General features: G+C 50.2%; 20 protein-coding genes and 1 pseudogene. 20 read left to right on the top strand and 1 reads right to left on the bottom strand.

Annotation, left to right across the window (positions count from 1 at the left end):
- Positions 1–15 precede the first annotated feature (15 nt).
- From CFI03_RS20945 to helD, 16 genes and pseudogenes are all read left to right on the top strand, one after another.
- The gene (locus CFI03_RS20945; protein WP_248759273.1) at positions 16–1,737 is read left to right on the top strand and encodes a GMC family oxidoreductase; all 1,722 of its coding nucleotides are present in this window, start codon (positions 16–18) and stop codon (positions 1,735–1,737) included.
- Positions 1,734–2,489 (top strand): twin-arginine translocase subunit TatC, encoded by a 756-nt coding sequence (tatC, locus tag CFI03_RS20950; protein WP_127492176.1) that lies wholly within the window; start codon positions 1,734–1,736, stop codon positions 2,487–2,489. Before CFI03_RS20945 ends, tatC begins: the two co-directional genes overlap by 4 nt.
- Positions 2,490–2,504: 15 nt before the next feature.
- Positions 2,505–2,705: a twin-arginine translocase TatA/TatE family subunit gene (gene tatA / locus CFI03_RS20955; protein ID WP_248759275.1), complete on the top strand. Its 201-nt coding sequence runs from the start codon at positions 2,505–2,507 to the stop codon at positions 2,703–2,705.
- A gap of 26 nt (positions 2,706–2,731) precedes the next feature.
- Positions 2,732–3,181, top strand: a complete 450-nt coding sequence (locus CFI03_RS20960; protein WP_248759277.1) for a cupredoxin domain-containing protein — start codon at positions 2,732–2,734, stop codon at positions 3,179–3,181.
- Between the two features lie 87 nt (positions 3,182–3,268).
- Positions 3,269–3,835 carry a methylated-DNA--[protein]-cysteine S-methyltransferase gene (locus tag CFI03_RS20965; RefSeq protein WP_248759279.1) on the top strand — a complete coding sequence of 189 codons (567 nt, stop codon included), beginning with the start codon at positions 3,269–3,271 and terminating at the stop codon, positions 3,833–3,835.
- Between the two features lie 32 nt (positions 3,836–3,867).
- Positions 3,868–4,423 (top strand): annotated as a pseudogene (locus CFI03_RS20970) (class I SAM-dependent methyltransferase).
- Between the two features lie 104 nt (positions 4,424–4,527).
- On the top strand, positions 4,528–4,797 hold the full coding sequence (locus CFI03_RS20975; RefSeq protein WP_248759280.1) for a hypothetical protein: 270 nt from the start codon (positions 4,528–4,530) through the stop codon (positions 4,795–4,797).
- Between the two features lie 115 nt (positions 4,798–4,912).
- Positions 4,913–5,338, top strand: a complete 426-nt coding sequence (locus tag CFI03_RS20980) for a DMT family transporter (RefSeq protein ID WP_248759281.1) — start codon at positions 4,913–4,915, stop codon at positions 5,336–5,338.
- A 38-nt stretch (positions 5,339–5,376) separates the two neighbouring features.
- Entirely contained in the window at positions 5,377–6,081 is a 705-nt protein-coding gene (locus CFI03_RS20985; protein WP_248759282.1) for a Crp/Fnr family transcriptional regulator, read from the top strand.
- Entirely contained in the window at positions 6,081–6,539 is a 459-nt protein-coding gene (locus CFI03_RS20990) for a DMT family transporter (protein WP_248760087.1), read from the top strand. The genes CFI03_RS20985 and CFI03_RS20990 overlap by 1 nt, the downstream gene beginning before the upstream one ends.
- A gap of 70 nt (positions 6,540–6,609) precedes the next feature.
- On the top strand, positions 6,610–7,335 hold the full coding sequence (locus CFI03_RS20995; protein WP_248759283.1) for an AzlC family ABC transporter permease: 726 nt from the start codon (positions 6,610–6,612) through the stop codon (positions 7,333–7,335).
- On the top strand, positions 7,326–7,652 hold the full coding sequence (locus CFI03_RS21000; protein WP_248759284.1) for an AzlD domain-containing protein: 327 nt from the start codon (positions 7,326–7,328) through the stop codon (positions 7,650–7,652). The genes CFI03_RS20995 and CFI03_RS21000 overlap by 10 nt, the downstream gene beginning before the upstream one ends.
- Before the next feature lie 133 nt (positions 7,653–7,785).
- Positions 7,786–9,864, top strand: coding sequence for a transglycosylase domain-containing protein (locus CFI03_RS21005; protein ID WP_248759285.1), 2,079 nt, complete (start codon positions 7,786–7,788; stop codon positions 9,862–9,864).
- Entirely contained in the window at positions 9,851–10,456 is a 606-nt protein-coding gene (locus CFI03_RS21010) for a dienelactone hydrolase family protein (protein ID WP_248759292.1), read from the top strand. Before CFI03_RS21005 ends, CFI03_RS21010 begins: the two co-directional genes overlap by 14 nt.
- Positions 10,457–10,741: 285 nt before the next feature.
- Positions 10,742–12,220 carry an Lsa family ABC-F type ribosomal protection protein gene (locus tag CFI03_RS21015; protein WP_248759293.1) on the top strand — a complete coding sequence of 493 codons (1,479 nt, stop codon included), beginning with the start codon at positions 10,742–10,744 and terminating at the stop codon, positions 12,218–12,220.
- A 280-nt stretch (positions 12,221–12,500) separates the two neighbouring features.
- On the top strand, positions 12,501–14,939 hold the full coding sequence (gene helD, locus CFI03_RS21020; RefSeq protein ID WP_248759295.1) for an RNA polymerase recycling motor HelD: 2,439 nt from the start codon (positions 12,501–12,503) through the stop codon (positions 14,937–14,939).
- On the opposite strand, the gene CFI03_RS21025 is transcribed toward helD, so the two are convergent.
- Complete coding sequence (locus tag CFI03_RS21025) at positions 14,924–15,814, bottom strand: LysR family transcriptional regulator (protein WP_248759296.1); 891 nt, start codon at positions 15,812–15,814, stop codon at positions 14,924–14,926. The genes helD and CFI03_RS21025 overlap by 16 nt on opposite strands.
- Before the next feature lie 122 nt (positions 15,815–15,936).
- Between CFI03_RS21025 and CFI03_RS21030 the strand changes: the two genes are divergently transcribed.
- From CFI03_RS21030 to CFI03_RS21045, 4 genes are all read left to right on the top strand, one after another.
- The gene (locus CFI03_RS21030) at positions 15,937–17,415 is read left to right on the top strand and encodes a carboxylesterase/lipase family protein (protein ID WP_248759297.1); all 1,479 of its coding nucleotides are present in this window, start codon (positions 15,937–15,939) and stop codon (positions 17,413–17,415) included.
- A 3-nt stretch (positions 17,416–17,418) separates the two neighbouring features.
- On the top strand, positions 17,419–18,183 hold the full coding sequence (locus tag CFI03_RS21035; RefSeq protein WP_127492207.1) for a sulfite exporter TauE/SafE family protein: 765 nt from the start codon (positions 17,419–17,421) through the stop codon (positions 18,181–18,183).
- A gap of 63 nt (positions 18,184–18,246) precedes the next feature.
- Complete coding sequence (locus tag CFI03_RS21040; RefSeq protein ID WP_248759298.1) at positions 18,247–18,780, top strand: cysteine hydrolase family protein; 534 nt, start codon at positions 18,247–18,249, stop codon at positions 18,778–18,780.
- A 78-nt stretch (positions 18,781–18,858) separates the two neighbouring features.
- The gene (locus CFI03_RS21045) at positions 18,859–19,824 is read left to right on the top strand and encodes an acetylxylan esterase (protein WP_248759299.1); all 966 of its coding nucleotides are present in this window, start codon (positions 18,859–18,861) and stop codon (positions 19,822–19,824) included.
- Positions 19,825–19,856 lie beyond the last annotated feature (32 nt).

The raw sequence follows: 19,856 nt of genomic DNA on the forward strand, positions 1-19,856 counted from the left end.
AGGGGTGAAGCAAAAATGGCAACTACACTTCCAAAGGTGCCCGTTGTTGTTGTCGGAATGGGATGGGTTGGCGGCATTATTGCCGCTGAGCTGACCAAAGCCGGAATTTCCGTCGTTGGATTAGAACGTGGCAAAAGCCGCGATACGCAAGATTACTATCATGTGCATGACGAGCTTCGCTACGCTGCGCGTTATGAACTGATGCAGGATTTGTCCAAAGAAACGGTAACGTTCAGAAACACCATGAAAATGAGAGCATTACCTATGCGTACATACGGCTCGTTTTTGCTTGGCGATGGTTTGGGTGGAGCAGGGGTTCACTGGAATGGTCAGTATTACCGGTTCCTCCCTTACGATTTCGAGATTTACAGCAAGACAGTGGAGAGGTACGGCAAGAAGAAAATCCCGGAGAACATGACGCTGCGCGACTGGGGCATTACCTACGATCAGCTTGAGCCCTACTTTGTGAAATACGAGCAAATGGCGGGTATTTCGGGAGAGAAAGAGCTTCCGTCCAATATCGGAAAAATGTCCACCCCGTTTGCAACCGGGCCTATGAAGAAAACCCCGGGAATGAAGCTGTTTGAGGATGCGGCCAAAAAGCTCGGCTACAATCCTTACGTGATCCCGTCGGCCAACCTGTCCGAGCCTTACAAGAATCCGGATGGCGTTGAGCGTGCTCCCTGCCAATACTGCGGGTATTGCGAGCGGTTCGGCTGCGAATACGGAGCGAAAGCGGATCCGGTTGTTACGGTGCTCCCGGTTGCGAAGCAAACGGGGAAATTGGAGGTTCGCACCCATTCCAACGTGGTCAAAATCAATCACGAAGGTAAAAAAGCAACCGGCGTAACTTACGTGCATACCCCAACGGGAGAAGAATACATCCAGCCTGCCGATGTCGTTATTCTTGCAAGCTACGTCTTCTCCAATGTAAGACTGCTATTGCTATCCAAGTTAGGCGAGCCGTATGATCCACAGACGGAAAAAGGCTCCGTGGGACGCAATTACGCTTACCAGGTCAATGGTGCCAGCACGAGCATCTTTTACGAGGACCGCGAATTCAACTTGGCAATGGGCGCGGGGGCGCTTGGAAGCAGCATTGACGATTTCAACGGCGACAACTTTGATCACAGCGATCTCAAGTTCCTGCATGGTGCCAACATCCGGTTTACGCAGACGGGTCTGCGCCCGATTCAATATCAGCCGGTTCCTGCAGGCACGCCGAAATGGGGAGCCGAATTCAAGAAAGCGACGATCCATAACTCGAACAGGGTCTTGTCGGTTACCGGGCAAGGAGCAAGCATGCCGAACCGGTATCACTTCCTCGACTTGGATCCGGAATACAAGGATGCGCTTGGATTGCCTCTTATCCGGATGACCTTCGATTTCGAGGATCAGGACCGCGAGCTTGTGAAGTTTATTGCGCAGAAGACGAAGGAAATCGCGGATCAAATGGGCGGAACCAAGACTGAAATCCACGATTCGCTCAAGCAATACAATATCGTTCCGTATCAGTCTACCCATAACACGGGCGGCACGATAATGGGAACGGATCCCAAGACATCCGTCGTCAACAACTATTTGCAAATGTGGGATGCGGAAAATGTTTTCATCTGCGGGGCATCCAACTTCTCGCATAACAGTGGATATAACCCTACCTCGACGGTTGGCGCGCTGGCTTACCGGACGGCGGAGGGAGTTCAGAAGTACATTAATAAAGGCGGTTCACTCGTGTGAGCAATCAGAATGGCGAAGCGGCTGAGACTGTCGGCAGCGATCTGATCAGTCATCTGACCGAGCTCCGCAAACGCCTCATTTATGTAGCGGGCTGGTTTCTGGCCTCCTTGTGCGTTGGCCTCTATGCAGCGCCGAAAATTTTGACTTTCGTCAAAGGACATCTGGGTGCGATTGAAGTAGAGTGGAGCGTGTTCGCGCTTTCGGACGGCATAGCGGTGTATATGAAATGCGCGCTGCTCGTCGGGATTATTCTGACGCTTCCGTTCCTCATGTACCATCTGTGGGCATTTGCAAGACCGGGCATGACGGATGCCGAAGCAAAAAGCACCTTGGTCTATGTGCCGACCTCGTCCTTGCTGTTCGTAAGCGGAGTGTTATTCGGTTATACCGTAGCTCTGCCGATGATGATCCGGTTCATGATTAAGCTGAATCAATCGATGGGAGCTCAAGAGGTATATGGGATCCAGCATTACATGTCATTTCTGATCAGCTTCCTGCTGCCTATGGGAGTTGCTTTTGAAATGCCGCTGGCTATGACTTTTCTGACCCGAATCGGGATGCTGACTCCAGGCAAAATGAAGCAGGTTCGAAAATTTGCGTATGTTGGTCTGGCGGTTGTGGGAACACTTATCTCACCTCCGGATTTTGTATCCCATTTGTCCGTGACCGTTCCACTCATTCTGCTTTTCGAGATCAGCGCATTTATCTCGGCGCGTTACTATAGGCGGAAGTTTGCCGTACAAACGACTTGATTGTGGAGGGATAATATGTTTAACAACGTAGGAATTTCAGGGCTGATCATTATTCTGGCTATCGCTTTGATTGTATTTGGGCCGGCAAAGCTGCCTCAGCTGGGACGTGCCTTCGGCGATACGCTGCGGGAATTCCGGAATTCAACAAAAGGCATTGCCGACGATGAACCGGAAGTCAAATCGAACGTTATCGAATTGGAACAAACTAAACATTAATTGAAGGTCAAAAGGAGACAGCTGCCATGAAGATCAATAAGCTGCTTATGATCGCTGCTCTAGCCGTAACCGTAATGGGAACGGCTGCAGGCTGCGGATCAAGCTCGAAGAACAACAATAATGCCAATACGGGCGCAACCAATAACGCCGGTACCAATGCAGGCACAAACGCTGGGACCAATGCAGGCAATAATGCCGCGGGCGGAGGCGGTGCAAAAGCCATTACCGTTAAAGCGAAAAACTTTGAATTCGATCAGCCGGAAATTCGTGTTAAGCAAGGCGATAAAGTGACCATTACATTAAATAACGCAGAAGGCTTCCATGGCTTCGCGATTCCGGATTATAACGTCGATATCAAGGAAAATAACGGCACTGCGACATTTACAGCCGATAAAGCCGGCGAGCATGAATTCCATTGCTCGGTGGTGTGCGGCGCAGGCCACAGCAAGATGGTAGGCAAGCTCATCGTTGAATAAAGGTTATTGACCGAAAGCCGCGATTTCGCGGCTTTTTGTTTTGTTTGAGGAATGGTAAAATTGTTTTATTTGAATGAGGTGAATGAAATGAAGGCTTTACAATCAACAATGGTTTATTGGGATACGCTGGTGCATCCCGTGTTACGTAATCGGCCTATTTATCTGGTTGCAACGGACAACGGATTAGCGCAAGTTACTTTGCCTCATGAATCCACCTTGGAGAGAGTTGAGGCATGGGTGAAGAAAAAAATACCGAATGCGATATTGATGAGGGATTCGGCTCAAGTAGCTCCGTACATGCAGCAGCTTCAGGAATATTTGGAAGGCAGTCGAAGGAGCTTTACGTTCGCTTTGGATTTTCGCGGCACCGCTTTTCAAAACTCCGTCTGGCAGGCTTTGTTTGAAATTCCATACGGAGAAATGAGAAGCTATGCGGAAATCGCGGAACGAGTAGGGAATCCGAAGGCTGTTCGAGCGGTAGGCACGGCAAACGGCATGAATCCCATTCCGATCGTTGTCCCCTGTCACCGGGTAATCGGCAAGAACAATACGCTCACCGGCTTCAGAGGCGGACTTCAAATGAAAGAGGAGCTGCTCCATCTGGAAGGCGTTCAAGCTTTTGTGAATAAAGGACACGAGAAATACCGCTTTTAAGAAAGCAAGGTCCAAGAGAGGATGCATCATAAATGAATGAAAAAGTCTCGAAGGCGTTCGATCGACTGGCCATCGCGTATGAGCAATCCGTTGATCATAGCAGCGGGCATAACGCCTATTATGAACGGCCGGCGATGATGAAGCTGCTGCCGGATGATATGTCCGGCATGGCTGTTCTGGATGCGGGCTGTGCCGCAGGCTGGTATACATCGCAATTCGCCGAACGGGGAGCGCAAGTGACGGCTATAGATCTCAGCCCGGAGATGGTGGCGGCTTGCAGAAGAAGTCTCCGTACATCATCCGTTTATGGTGTTCCGGCAGTATGATCGTACGGATTATTTCGCCCGCGAATTATTGACGGATGTATGGAATAAGAAGGAAACGGGTCCCGTAGAGGTAACCTTTTATCATAAATCGATGATGGATATTGTTAACGCAACGACGGAATATTTTACATTTGATCAAATGATCGAGCCGCAGCCGGTTAAGGAATATAGGGAGCTTCCCGGAGCTGGCGACTGGTATAAGCGCTGGTACGAACGTTTAATGACTAATCCATGGTTCTTGATTATAAAAGCACGGAAATAACATTTGGCTCAAAAATTAATGTTAATCTAACATTCGATAAATACATCCTTAATACAGCTCCTTTATTATTACCGTAGAACAAAGATAAAGGAGCCGATAAAGCAATGAAAGCACAAAAAACAGAACCGGCGAGAATGCCCGAATACCGGATCAGCGAAAGCGAATCGATGCAATACAAGCTGCTTTACCAGATCCGAATGGGCAATATGAGCACAAGCGAACTGGATAAGCTGCAATTCCTTTGCAAAAGCGAGCTTCATGAGCTGCGCAGCGAACTTGATACGATGCTGCAGGAGCTTCGCGACATGAACAAGCAAATGCAGGGCAAGAATGAAAATCATACGGAAAAAGATAAGGGAAGCATCGCTGCTTAAGAGGCAATGATGCTTTTTTTATTTGCATGGATAGATTCAGGACATATGTCCTTTTTGTTTTTGCCCTCCTGTCGTTTAATTAGAAGAGCGAAATGAACGAGGAGGATGATGAGGAATGAAAGGCATTTTATATGCGGTGCTGGGCGGAGTATTTCTGACCTTGCAAGGTACGGCAAACGCAGCGATTGGCGAGCATCTTGGAACCTGGCAGGCCGCCGTGCTGACGCAAGGGACGGGTTTTGCAGCCGCTCTGCTAATCGTATGGCTGACGGGCGACCGATCGTGGAAACAGCTCAAACAGGTGAAGCTGCGCTACCGGTTTGGCGGAGCGTTTGCAGCGTTTATCATATTCAGCAATATTACGGCTTTTCATCATAACGGAGCAGCCATTACGGTATCGTCCGTGCTGATCGCCCAGATCCTCGTTACTTTGGGAATGGAGAAAGCCGGTTGGTTCGGGAACGGGGCAATCCGGTTAAGAGCGCCGCAATGGATCGGCATAGCCATTATGATAACCGGGATCTTATGTTTATCGTTCTGACAGGATAAAATATCCATTAGAAAGGGGTTGCCGTCAAGTTGAAAGAAATTTTGGATGATGCCCGTATTGATCAATATCTGGCCCAATACGCGTTAGACGATGTATTCCCAAGCTCGCTGCGGCAGCACTTGGCGTTATACCGGTTCGAACCTGGCGATACGTTATGCAAGCAAGGCGAAATACCGGAATATATCTTTTTTCTCATGCGCGGAAAAGTGAAGGTATATACCGCCTCGGCGGAGGGGAAGACGCTGCTTATTAATTTCACGTCCCCGCTTGGCGTGCTTGGCGAGATCGAATGCCTGAATGAGCTGGAAAATTTGAATACCGTTTCGGCCGTTACGCCGGTAGAGACGGTTGCCTTTCACAAGCGCTGGCTGAAGCTGTATCGGGAAGAAGTGCCGTTCCTGCAATTTATGCTGCATCTTGTCACGGAAAAGTTTTATAACAAATCGGTGTCGCTCAGCTTTAATCTCTTATATCCGGTTGAAATCAGGCTTGCCAGTTATTTGCTGTCCGTAACGACCCCGGAGGATGCGAGGGTCAGCACGGTTCATTTGAAGGACATGGCGAATCTTATAGGCACAAGCTACCGGCATCTGAACCGGATTATTCTTAGCTTTACCGGCGCGAACTTAATCGAGCGCAGCCGGGGCACGCTTGTCGTGAAAGACCGCAAGGGGCTAGAAGAAGCAGCGGGAAGAAATATTTACGAGACTGGAGACCGGAAGGAGCATAAATGATGTTAACAGGCATATTACTGGCATTGACGGCGGGTTCGCTTGTCAGCGTACAGAACTTGTTTAACAATAAAGTCAATGCGGCTGCGAACTCGCATACTACGACAGCTCTGGTGCTTGGAATGGGCTTTATGGCTTCGTTAGGCATGGGGCTGCTGTTTGAAGGAGCGGATCTGCTCAGCTGGAAGCCGATGCCCGTCTGGTTCTGGTTCAGCGGCTTGCTTGGGATCGGCGTTGTCACCTGCGTCGTGAAAGGTGTACGGCTCTTGGGCCCGAGCTATGGGACAACCATTGTAATGGCTTCCCAGCTGCTCTGCGCATTATGGTGGGATTCGGCAGGTTGGTTTGGACTCGAGCAAGTGACCTTCACGCCACAGAAAGCAATTGGAGTTGCGGCGCTACTGGCGGGAATTCTTTTGTTCAAGTCGAAGCCAATGGGAATGCATCTTAAAAAGGTTTAAAGAAGCCGGCTGCTGCGGCTTCTTTTTATGCTAAGATATTGGGATAGCTTATTGTAGGAGAGGGAAGTACATGCAGCAAGAGAACGTACAGCTTAGAATGGAAAGTGATGAGAACAGCTTCCTTCAAGGGGTGAAGGACTGCGTACCAACGTTGCTGGGTTATTTAAGCATCGGGTTCGCGGCGGGAGTGGTTGGTCATACCTCGGGGTTAAGCGTGCTGGAGATTACCCTGATGTCGATTCTTATTTACGCAGGCTCCGCGCAGTTTATCATCGCGGGAATGGTAGCCGCGCAGGGCTCCATAGCAGCAATCGTGTTTACCGTATTTATCGTTAATCTAAGGCATCTGCTGCTTAGCGCGGCATTGTCCCCCTATTTCCGTCATTTGACGGCTTTTAAGACCATGATGATAGGCACGCTCCTGACGGATGAGACGTTTGGAGTGGCGATTAACAGAGCGGCCAATACAAAAGCACTCAGCGAATCATGGATGAACGGACTAAACATAACGGCGTATCTTAATTGGATTCTTGCTACGATGGCGGGTGCATTTCTGGGGCAATGGATCACGAATCCGGAAAGGTTTGGTCTCGATTTCGCGTTGTCCGCCATGTTTATTGGACTGCTTGTTTTGCAATTACTAGGTCGTCAGAAGCTGTTCAGAGATTTAGTCGTAGTCGTAAGCGCGGTGATTATCGTTGTGGGTGCAAGCATGGTCACTTCGGGAAGCGTGGCGGTTATTATCGCAACCGTAAGTGCGGCAACAATAGGAGTGTTGATTGAACGATGGAAATAAGATGGGATATTCTTGCAATTATAATAGGTGCTTCAATCGTTACTTTTCTTCCGCGGGTGCTGCCGCTTGTTGTACTCAGCCGCTTGCAAATTCCCGATCTGGCGATGCGTTGGCTAAGCTATATTCCCGTAGCGGTTATGGCAGCCTTATTAGGCAATGAATTGTTGATGACCGATGGCCAACTTACTTCATTGAAGGAAAACATCGAGTTATTTGCCGCTCTGCCTACCTTCCTGGTAGCCATCTTTACGCGCAGTCTTCTCGGCACAATCATCACGGGCGTAATAAGCGTTATGCTGCTTCGGTTGATTATGTAGGTCTGCGTAAATCGCAGACCTTATTGCTTATTATCGTAAAACTAGGTCCTACGTACAGAAAACGGGTCTCGTCTGCGAATGATTATCCAAGACAAAAGTAACGGGTTGTTGCACCAAGCTTGGAGGAATTTGTATGAGATCAGCGATTCACCATCAGAAAGCAAAAAAGCGGGGACTTTGGAAGAAGCTTGTCCTTTTTATTATGATTACCGGCGTAATTATCGCTGTCATTGGAGTGGTTGCTTTTAAATTAATGGTTGCTCGGCAGGATGTATCCTTGCTGGAGGAGCCGCTGCCGGCGGCTACGATCATTTACGATCAGAACAAGGAAGAAGCGCTTCGCATTTCGTCGAAAAAAGCCGAGGCAGTCAGCTATGACAGCTTGCCGGAGGAACTGATCGAAGCGGTAGTTGCCGTAGAGGACAAACGTTTCTTCGAGCATAAAGGCACGGATTTGCAAGGGATTGGCCGTGCGATGGTAACCAATCTGACAAACGGCAAGACGGTGCAGGGGGCAAGCACCATTACCCAGCAGCTGGCGAAAAACGTTTTTCTCAGCCAAGAACGGACATGGACCCGGAAGTGGAAGGAGCTTCTGCTCGCCGAGAAAATCGAGAAGAATTACGATAAGCAGCAGATCCTAACCTTTTATTTGAACCAAATCTATTTCGGAGAAGGGGCTTGGGGTATCAAGAAGGCCACCGAGCTGTACTTTGGCATTCCGGTGAATAAGCTGTCGCTTTCGCAATCGGCACTGCTAGCCGGGATTATTAAGGCGCCTTCGGCACTCTCGCCTTACAGCCATCCGGAGGAAGCGAAAGCGAGAAGGAACGTGGTGCTGAAGCTTATGAAGGATCAAGGCAAGATTGATCAGGCTGCATACGAGGCTTCGGTGAAGGAGCCGCTTCATATTCAAAGCTCAAAGCCAAGCAGCAGCGACGCCATTAAATACCCATATTTCATCGATCAGGTCATTCGCGAGGCAAGCCAGAAGTACGGACTAACGGAAAATGAAGTGCTTCACGGTGGATACCGGATCTACACGACCATGGATACGAAGATGCAGGAAGCCGCCGAGGACGTTTATTCGCAGGACAGCCTCTTTCCCGCGAGCGGTTCGGATCAATTGATACAAAGCGGGGCCGTGCTTGTAGATCCTAAGGACGGAGGGATCCGGGCTCTTATCGGAGGCCGAGGCGAGCAGCCGTTCCGCGGCTTTAACCGTGCGGTGCAGCTGAAACGCCAGCCTGGCTCTACCATGAAGCCGATTTCGGTGTATACGCCGGCTTTGGAGCGGGGTTATACTCCGGATAGCACTTTAATGGACGAACCGGTCAATTTCGGAGGCTATCAGCCTAAAAATGCGGGCGGCAGCTATCATGGAGAAGTATCCATTTACGAAGCTTTGATTCATTCGTATAACGTGCCTGCGGTATCGCTGCTTAACGAGATGGGGATTGAGGCAGGAATGGAAGCCGCCAAACGGTTCGGCATTGAGCTTACGGATACGGACCGGACGCTGGGGCTTGCTTTAGGCGGCTTGCAGGAAGGAGTCTCGCCGCTCGCTATGGCTGAAGCTTTTGGCGTATTCGCAAATGACGGAACACGGATCCCGGCACATTCCATTTCACGGATCGATTCGGCTGAAGGGGAGACCATTGCCGAGTTCGATTCCAACGTCAGCGTGAAAGTGACGGAGCCTGCGGTTGCACGGACGATGACGGCGATGCTTGAAGGTGTCGTCAAGGAAGGCACGGGCGATGCTGCATCCCTAGGTGATCGGCCGGTTGCCGGTAAGACGGGCACAACCGAGATGCCTGGAACCGGCGGAGAAGGGATGAAGGACAATTGGTTTGTGGGGTATACGCCGCAGCTGGTTGGAGCGGTATGGCTTGGCTATGACCATACGGATATCAGCCATTACTTGACGACAACCTCGAAGGCCGCAGCAGCCGTATTCCAGAAGCTGATGAGCGAAGCTCTTCAAGACGAACCGGTCCTGGCATTCGCTAACGTGCCGGCAATTGCCAAGAAGCCAAAGGAGACCGGAAAAGCTAAGGAAGAAAAAGAAGAGAAGAAGGACAAGGACAAAGACAAGCCAAAGCACGAAAAACCCGGTAAGGATAAGCACAAAGAGGACAAGAAAAAGGAACCGGGAGAAGAGCATCGAGGTAAGGGGAAAGGGAAAAAAGATAAAAATGACGATGATTGAGATCAAGAAGCATTCGGATAAGGCGATTATTGTAGCTCATGAAATCTACGGTTTAAACCGTCATATCTCGGCGTTGTGTGCGTCAATTGCGGCGCAGGGTTATGACGTGTACGCACCTGATTTGCTCAATCGGCAGGAGCCATATGGTTATGAGCAAGAGCAAGAGGCTTACGGAAATTTTATGGAACATGTCGGATTCGATCAAGCATCCGCAGCCATACTAAGATTAGCGGGAGAGCTAAAATCGCAATATCGCCAAGTATTCCTTATCGGATTCAGTATTGGAGCAACCGCATCCTGGATGTGCTGCGCCAGTCCGGACCTTTCGGCAGTGGTGGGTTATTACGGCTCCAGAATTCGAAGCTATACAGAGCTCAATCCTGCCTGTCCGGTGTTATTATTTTATCCGGAGTCCGAGCCGTCGTTTGACGTGGACCAATTAATGGCTGATTTACGAGTTAAACCGCAGGTTCACATTCGCAAATTCAGCGGAAACCATGGCTTTGGCGATCCTTATTCGAAGCGTTACGTCCAAGCGTCGGCAGATGAAGCTTTTGGTCAAATGGTGAATTTTCTCAAATCCATTGGTTGAAATTCAAAATTGGCTATGTTAAGATACCTGTAATTTAAGGATTGGGGATGAAAAAGATATGTAGGATTTTCTTGCGACGGTATACGAGAATAAAACGAGCGATAACGATCTGTTTCGATTGTTTTATTTTTTTATGCGCAAGAGAGTTACTGCATCTTTTTCACTCAGGCGAATATTCTTGTCCACCCGTTGGATGGTTATCCAAGGGCTGGATTTGCCGTATTCATTTGAGCTGTGGGAAAGGTAACTTTCTTGCAGCTCTTTTTGATTACGGGGGGAATTCATATGTCACTGATTAATGTATCGAACCTTACGTTTGCCCATGAGGGCAGCTACGATAATATATTCGAGAATGTAAGCTTTCAGCTTGATACGAGCTGGAAGCTTGGCTTTACAGGACGCAACGGCCGGGGAAAAACGACCTTTATGAACCTGCTGCTAGGAAAATACGAATACAGCGGACATATTTCGGCCAATGTAACGTTCGAGTATTTCCCGTTCCGTGTAGAGCATCCGGAATATCTGACGACGGATGTCGTCGAGGAGATTTATCCGGATTACCAGCAATGGGAGCTTGTGCGCGAATTGACGCTGCTGCAGGTATCCGATGATGTCCTCTACCGGCCGTTTAATACGTTGTCGAACGGGGAACAGACGAAGGTGCTGCTTGCCGCCTTATTCCTGAAAGAGGATAGCTTCCTGCTGATCGACGAGCCGACCAACCATCTGGATATGAACGCGCGGAAGCTGGTCAGCCAATATTTGAACAGCAAGAGCGGATTTATCCTCGTTTCCCATGACCGCACCTTCCTGGACCATTGCGTGGACCATATTCTCTCCATCAACCGGACGAATATCGAAATTCAGAAGGGCAATTTCTCTGACTGGTGGGAGAACAAGGAACGGCAGGACCAATACGAGCTGGCGGAGAACGATAAGCTGAAGAAAGACATCAAGCGGTTGTCCGAGGCGGCGAAACGTACGAATAACTGGTCCCATGAAGTCGAGAAGACGAAGAACGGCACGAGAAACTCCGGTTCCAAGGTGGACAAAGGTTATATCGGACATAAAGCAGCCAAAATGATGAAGCGTTCGAAGTCGATGGAGCAGCGTCAGCAATCGGCAATCGAAGAGAAATCCACGCTGCTGAAAAACATTGAGTCTTCCGACAGCCTGAAGCTGGAGCAGCTCGTTTACCATAAGCCTCAGCTTGTGGAGCTGGAGAGGGTCTCAGTGTACTACGGCGATAAGCAAGTATGTACGGACGTCAGCTTTACGATCGAGCAGGGGGAACGGATCGCGCTTTCCGGCCGGAACGGCTCCGGCAAATCCAGTCTTCTTAAGCTGATCATCGGAGAAGACCTGTCCTATACCGGGACCTTCCGCAAGGGAAGCAACCTCAAGATTTCTTATGTTTCCCAGGATACCTCCCACTTGCGGGGCAACCTGACGGATTACGCGAGAGAGCACGGAATTGACGAAAGTCTCTTTAAGGCTATTCTGCGCAAGCTGGATTTCTCCAGAATTCAGTTCGAGAAGGATATTTCCTCCTTCAGCGGAGGCCAGAAGAAAAAGGTTTTAATTGCGAAAAGCTTAAGCGAAAAAGCTCATCTTCATATTTGGGATGAACCGCTGAACTTTATCGATGTCATCTCCCGCATGCAGATCGAAGAGCTGCTGCTGGAGCATTCGCCAACTATTTTGTTTGTCGAGCATGACCGGGCTTTCTGCGAAAATATCGCGACTAAATTTGTTGAGCTGTAATCAATAAGAAAAGGCCGTCCTTCGGTTTCGAAGGGCGGCCTTGTTTGATGACGGATAAAAAATAAAAGCCCCGTATGGACAACGGGGCGGAATTTACGATTGCGTATCAAAAAAAATCATGCTATAGTAATAAAACCTGTGCATGATGATTTTATGTAAGGGCGTAGTACGAACATCTTATCTACACTTATATAATATCATGCGGCGCATGCGATTGTCAAATGTCAAACGTTTATTTTCGAGATTTTTTTCAAAATCGAGAAGGAGTGTGTTTATATTTATGAAACAGAAAGAATGGGACCAGGAGCAAAACCGTCTAAATGAAGTGAAAGTTAAGCTTAAAGAAAAGATTGCAGAGCTCGAACCGGAAGTGGATACGCTGTACGGTCAGGCTTCGAATATACGCAGGCACTTCTGGGAGGAAGTAACCGTCAACACAAGCTCGGATGAGGATTTCGAAGAAACGTTCTTCAGCATCAATCAGCAGGCCGCTCTGTTATCGGAGCGGGAGCGAACTCACGAGAAACGGCGCCAGCAATGGAAAAGCCTGAAACGGCTTCAACAGTCTCCCTATTTCGGACGTATTGATTTTAAAGAGGACGGCTTGAATGAGGCAGAACAGGTCTATATCGGCTTGTCGTCGTTCTTGGCTTCGGACGGAATGAACTTCCTGGTCTACGATTGGCGGACGCCGATCGCCAGCCTTTATTACGATTATTCTCCGGGACCGGCTTCCTACGCTACGCCCGGCGGACAGATTAAAGGAAATATGGAGCTTAAACGGCAGTATCAGATTAAAGACGGCGAGCTGCTTAATTTCTTCGATGCCAGCGTCACGATAGGCGATTCGATGCTGCAGCAGGTGCTTGGCCAAGGCGCCAATAACCAGATGAAAAGCATCGTGGCGACGATTCAGAAGGAGCAAAACGCGATTATCCGTAATGATACGAGCCGAATGCTGATCGTGCAGGGAGTCGCCGGAAGCGGGAAAACCTCGGCAGCTCTTCAGCGGGCCGCGTACTTGCTCTATAAACATAGGGAGCGTCTGACGGCTGACCAGATCGTTCTTTTTTCGCCGAATCCGATGTTCAACAGTTACGTTTCTACCGTTCTTCCCGAGCTTGGCGAGGAAAACATGCAGCAGACGACCTTCCAGGAATATTTGGATTACTGGCTCGGAGCGGCCATGAAGCTGGAAGATCCGTTCGAACAAATCGAATATGTGCTGACGCAGGAGTCGGCGGTCGGATACGAAGCGCGGGTTGACGGGATCCGGTACAAAGCATCCGAAGCTTTCCTGATTGCGCTGCAGAAATACGCGGGATGGTTAAGCAAGGAAGGCATGTTGTTTAAGAGTATACGTTTCAGGGACCGCGAACTGATTACCTCGAAGCAATTATACGAGCAATTTTACGGTTATGACGCGTCTGTCCGCCTGGCTAACCGGATTATCTTGCTGCAGGAATGGGTTTTGAAGGAGCTGCGGAAAATGGCGCGTAACGAACTGGATGCGGAGTGGGTGGATAAAGAGCTTGATTACCTTGATAACGAGCAATACGTGGAGGCTTACAGCGAGATCTTGAAGAAGTTCCAGCGGGACGAAGAGCTGTTTGACGTGTCCGAACGTTATGCGAAAGCGCTGGACCGCGCCAACAAGTTTACGAATCAAGGCGAGGATCAAATCTTCGACTTCTCCGAGCAGCAGGAAGACCTGCTGCGCCAGATGATCGTGAAGGAGCATTTCAAGCCTTTGCGCCGGATGGTGAAGAAAATGAAGTTCGTCGATGTGAACGGTCTTTACGCTCAGCTGTTTGACGAAAAGGGATCGGCCTACAGCCGAATGACCGAAGGTGCCGATGTGCCTGCTAACTGGCCGGAGATTTGCAGGCAGACGAAGGAGAAGCTGACCAACCAAGAGTTGTTTTATGAAGACGCAACCCCCTATCTGTTCTTGAAGGAATTAATTGAAGGCTCCCGGATGAATACGATTGTCCGCCATATCTTCGTGGATGAAGGCCAGGATTATTCGCCATTCCAGTATGCGTTCCTTAAGAAGCTTTTCCCGAATGCCCGCATGACCGTGCTTGGCGATTTCGGCCAGGCAATCTTTACTCAATCTTCCAAGCTGGGCGGAGGAGACTCTCCGCTTCTTAAGCTGTACGGGGAAGAGAACACCACTCTCATTCCGCTCTTGCAAAGCTACCGGTCGACGAAAGAGATCGTGGAGTTCACGCGGCTGATGCTCCCTGGCGGCGAAGAGATTATTCCGTTCGAGCGTCATGGCAAAAAGCCGTTGATTACAACGGCTGGGAGCCGCGAAGCGCTGCTTCCCCAGCTTGTTCATGATCTGGAATCGCTCAAGGCGGAAGGGAACCGTTCAATCGCCGTTATCGCGAAGACCGCAGCCGAGAGCAAGGAAGCTTACGAGGCCTTGACCTCATCTGGGATGGAGGATATTCGGCTGGTCACGACGGAGACCTTAACCTTCGAATCCGGAATTATGGTTATCCCTGCTTATCTGGCAAAAGGCGTAGAGTTTGACGCCGTCGCCATCTATGACGCATCGACGAAGTCTTATAACCGCGAAAGCGAAAGAAAGCTGTTCTATACGGCATGTACTCGCGCGATGCATCAGCTCCAGCTCTATATTTGCGGGGAATGGGCGCCATATCTGAATGCCGTGAGCAGAGAGCTGTATGAACTTCAGGCTTTGGAATAAGCCTCGAACAGTTCCGAGAAGTACCGGATGGTACAATCCCGAAACGATGCGGCCGCTTGAGTCAGATACCGTCCCTTGGGCCAATGAAGCGAGATGGATCGTTCGCAGTACCCTTCCTTCAAAGGGATGGTGACCACATCGGGTCCGGTTGATCCTCCCCAGGTGATGGCAGGAAGAAAAGCAAGGCCTTGACCAGCCCGAATGAGACCGCGGACAGTAGCCGGATCATCGCTTTCGAACTGAATATGCGGCGTAAATCCGGTAAGCCGACAGAAGGCATCCGTTGTCTCGCGCAGCGATTTGCCGGGAGGAAGGCTGATGAATCGTTCCTCTTTCAATTCCTCCAGGCTGATCCGGTCGCGCCTCGCAAGAGGATGCTCGGAAGGCAGCGCGACGACAATCTTCTCCCGCAGCAAAGCGACCGAATGGCAGCCGGGAGGAGGAACGGCGCCGTCTGACAGGCATAAATCAAAGTCGTAAGCGTGTTCGCTTGGCAACGCGTGCTGAAGCAAATGGAATTGCGTATCCGGCTTGCTTTTGCGGTATTCGGCAAGGAGACCCGGCAGGAGATGAGAGGACACGCGTACATCCAGCGTGATGTATTCGGAAGGAGATTCAACTAGATCCTGCAGCTCCCGCTTCCCATCCTCCAAAGCTTGAAGCGCGATATCCACCTTGCTCAGAAAATGAATGCCATGCTCGTTTAATCGGATTGATTTGTTGGTGCGCTCGAACAGCTTTACTCCCAGCTCCGCTTCGAGGGAAGCGATCGTTTTGCTAAGAGCAGGCTGGGAAATATGCAAATGCCGTGCAGCTTGCGTCATATGCTGCAAACGCGCGGTTGTCTGAAAATATTTTAATTGCAAGAGCTCCATTGGACTCACCTAGTCTTTCTTATTCGTTATAACCTGTAGTTTATGGTTGCTATGCCTAAATATATATTAGAGTTCATGGATTCTCAAGACTATAATGGTCACATCACAATACGGATGGGAGAATGGCTCTAGTGATTATTCAAACGTCATCTGGACACGTAAAAGGCGTTCAATTAAACGGATGTTATGTATATAGAGGGATTCCGTATGCGCAAGCTCCGGTCGGGGAGCTGAGGTTTAAGCCGCCTCAAGCCCCTCCGGCATGGGAGGGAGTTCGGGACTGCCGTTCTTTTGGGCCAATCGCCTATCAGGATGTTGACCCTAACCGTACTTTCCCGGAGCTTGCGTACTCCGAGGACTGTCTGAATCTGAATGTCTGGACGTCCGGCCCTGCGGAGCAGCTTCGTCCTGTTGTTGTTTATATCCATGGCGGGGGATTTATAGGCGGGAAGGGTGCGGACTGCGACGGCAGCCGTTATGCCGCGGAAGAAGATTTCGTATTCGTCTCGCTAAACTACCGGCTTGGAGCGCTAGGCTTTCTTGCCTTGGAAGAGATTCTTGGCGAGGAATACACGACATCCGGAAATAACGGCATGCTGGACATTATCGCGGCGCTGCGCTGGGTGCAGAACAATATTGCTGCCTTTGGCGGCGATCCCTCCAACGTGACCGTTATGGGGAACTCCGCCGGCGCCAAGTGTACGGCAACCTTGTATACGATGAAGGCTGCCGAAGGACTGTTCCAGCGGGCGGTAGCCCAGAGCGGGGCAACTCAATCCATAAGAGACAAGAAGACGGCTGCTTTAACAGCGAGCCGACTTCTTAAGGCATTAGGGTTGAAACCGGAAGATGCGAGGCAGCTTCTTGAACTGCCCGCAGAGCAGCTCATCCAGGCTCAGATGAAGGCAGGACCTGACACGGCGGGAAATCTTCATATGTTTGGTCCCGTTGCGGACGGTAATCTTATTCCAATCGATCCGATCCATTATCTCCAAGAAGCAGAGAAGCTGCCGCCGCTCTTGATCGGATCGAACGAAGACGAAGCGGCAATGTTTATCTATTATGATCCGGGCTTGCAGAAGCCTGATGCAGACACGTTAAGTAGACTGTTTGGAGAGAATCAGCAGGAAGTATGGCATTCCTTCTTCCGTCATTCCGAGACGTTACCCGCGGAAAAGGCATGGGGCAAAGCGTTGACCGAGCATTTGTATGCGATTGGCTGCATGCAGCTCGCGCAGGCGGTTGCGGCTTCGGGTGCTCCGGTATGGATGTACAGGCTAACGTACGGAGGCTGGCTTGGGGCTATTCACGGTTACGAAGGCAGCTTGATTAACTATGCGGAAAACAAAGCGCGAGATCTCTCCAATGAAGCAAACGATCCTTATTTCATTGCGGATGAAGCCTCAGGTCTAGCTGCCGGGATGCGCTCAGCGTGGAACGCGTTCATCCGCTGCGGTGACCCTAACACCCCTGAGCTGCCTGCATGGCCGGAATATGGTCCTAATCAATCCGTCATGATGCTTCAACCGGATAGCTTTGTTCAAGAAAACTTAACGCCGCCAATCGGGATTTCCGTGCAGCATCAGGTTTGGAGGACGTAAGAAATGATATTTGTTGAAGTAACAGCCGCAATGCTGCTTCTCGGGTTACTGCTTGGATTCGTTGGGGCAGGTGGATCGGGTTTTATTATTGCGATCTTAACGGTTGCATTCGGTTATCCGATCCATACGGCGCTTGGCACGGCTCTTGCGGCTATGTTCTTTTCTTCGTTATCCGGGTCTGTCAGCCATTACCGCGAAGGCAATATGATTCTGAAGACCGGCGCCATCGTTGGCTTGGCAGGCGCGGCAGGCGCCTGGGTCAGCTCGGGCTGGTCTTCCTTTATTCCGGAGGACAAGTTAGGCTGGATGACTTCGGGCATGCTGTTCAGCTCCGGTCTGGCTCTCTGGTTCAGAATGGTCTATCAGGCTAAGCATGGCGGGAAAAGCTCGTCCGCACAAATGAAAACCAGCGGCATGAAGTACTATGCATCTGCTGTCTCAATCGGATTAGTTACAGGGGCATTGTCCGGACTGTTCGGGATTGGCTCAACGCCCTTTATCCAGCTCGGGCTTATGCTCCTTCTTGGCATGTCCATGCGTTTCGCGGCAGGAACGACAATGCTCGTTATTATGCCAATCGCATTAGCGGGGGGAGCCGGATATTACTCTGTCGGTTATCTGGACATTCAACTGCTTATCGCCGTTGTGATCGGCACGATGCTTGGCTCTTATACCGGAGCGAAATTCACGAAACGCGTGCCGGCGGTTATGCTCAAAACCTGCATGGTGCTGACGCCAATGCTTGGTGCTGCGATTTTGCTCCTTTAAAAAGGACTCCGGAAGGGTTGCAGCGAACTCCTTATTATCCTAATGCGATTAAAGGGGGCTGAAATGCTAGTGAGCAAGGATACTGCGTTAATGGTTATCGATGTTCAGAACGGCATGTTTCTGGAGGAGTATCCCATCCACGAAGAGGAAAGGCTGTTAAACCGTATTAACCTGCTTCTCGCCAAAGCGCGGGAAAGTCAGATTCCGGTTATCTATGTGCAACACAACGAGGAACTGGGAACACCGCTGGAGACTCATTCACCGGGATGGGAGATTCACTCCGCCGTCGCGCCGGCCGCTCAAGATCTTATTATTCAGAAATACGTGCCGGATTCTTTCCACGAGACTAATCTTCAGGAGGAACTGACCACCAGAGGGATTAATAAGCTGGTTCTGTCCGGTCTGCAGACGGATTGCTGCATTGACGCGACATCCCGGCGAGCGGTTGAACTGGGCTACGACGTGACGGTAGTAAAGGATGCTCACAGCACATGCGGACAAGGCTCCCGCACTGCGGCGCAGATCGTTGACGAGTACAACCAGTCATTTGCCGAACGAGTAAATCTCATCGAAGCATCAGAGATTGAATTTAATTAACTCCATTAATTATAGGTTGAATTTAATTAATGGAGTTAATTATTAATCACGCGAATAACGAAGGAGTTTGCCGAAGAGATGGGTTATATCGAAGAAGTAACCAAGGACTTATATCATTACCTTCCTCCATTAACGGGCAAGGATGACCTCGATTCGTTCTGGAGCGCGACGATTGAACAGGCAAAGTCAGTGCCGCTTCAGCCGGAACGGACAGAGATTAATTATTCCAGCAAGCATGTCAAGGTATATGATATCGCGTTTAACGGCTTGGATGAGACGAGAATCCGCGGCTGGCTAATTTTCCCCGCCTTTCTGAAGCAAGAAAAATATCCGTGCCTTATCCATTACCATGGCTTCTCGGGAAGCCGGGGAGAGCCTGCCGGCCATATGCATTGGGTAATGATGGGCATGGCTGTTCTTGCGGTGGACTGCCGGGACCAAGGAGGCCCGACGGGCAACAGCGCGAGCTATACGCATGGCTTCCTCTCGAATGTCGCCAGCAAAGGCGTACATAACAAATGGGAATATTATTACCGGTATGCTTATATGGACTGTCTGAAAGCCATCGATTTTGCATGCGCGCAGGCGGATATTGATGCCGACAAATTGATCATCGAAGGCGGAAGCCAAGGCGGGGCGCTCGGCATGGCGGTCGTTGCGCTGGACAACCGTCCGAAGCTCGCCATGGTGGATGTTCCGAGCAACAGCAATCTGGTAGCCCGCATTGAAGGGAATCACGGGGCGTTTGGCGCGGTAGCCGAATATTTGAAGCGGCATCCGGAACAAACCGATCTTGTCATGGACAACTTAAGCTATTTCGATACGATGAATCTGGCTCATCGGATTGCTTGCCCGGTGCTGGCATCGGTTGCGTTAAAGGACGAAATCTGCCCGGCCCAAATGTATTTTGCCACCTACAATCGCATTCAAACGGAGAAAGAGATCGTCATTTATCCGTTTAACGGGCATGAAGGCGGAGGCGGCAGGCAGACCGAGGTGAAACTGGCCTATCTAGCCGAGCATTTCAGCGAATGGTTTGAATAGGGGAAAGCAAAAGGAGCTTATGACCGACGATA

Origin of the sequence: Paenibacillus sp. ATY16, from assembly GCF_003399985.2 — a bacterium.
GTDB classification, from domain to species: domain Bacteria; phylum Bacillota; class Bacilli; order Paenibacillales; family Paenibacillaceae; genus Pristimantibacillus; species Pristimantibacillus glycanilyticus.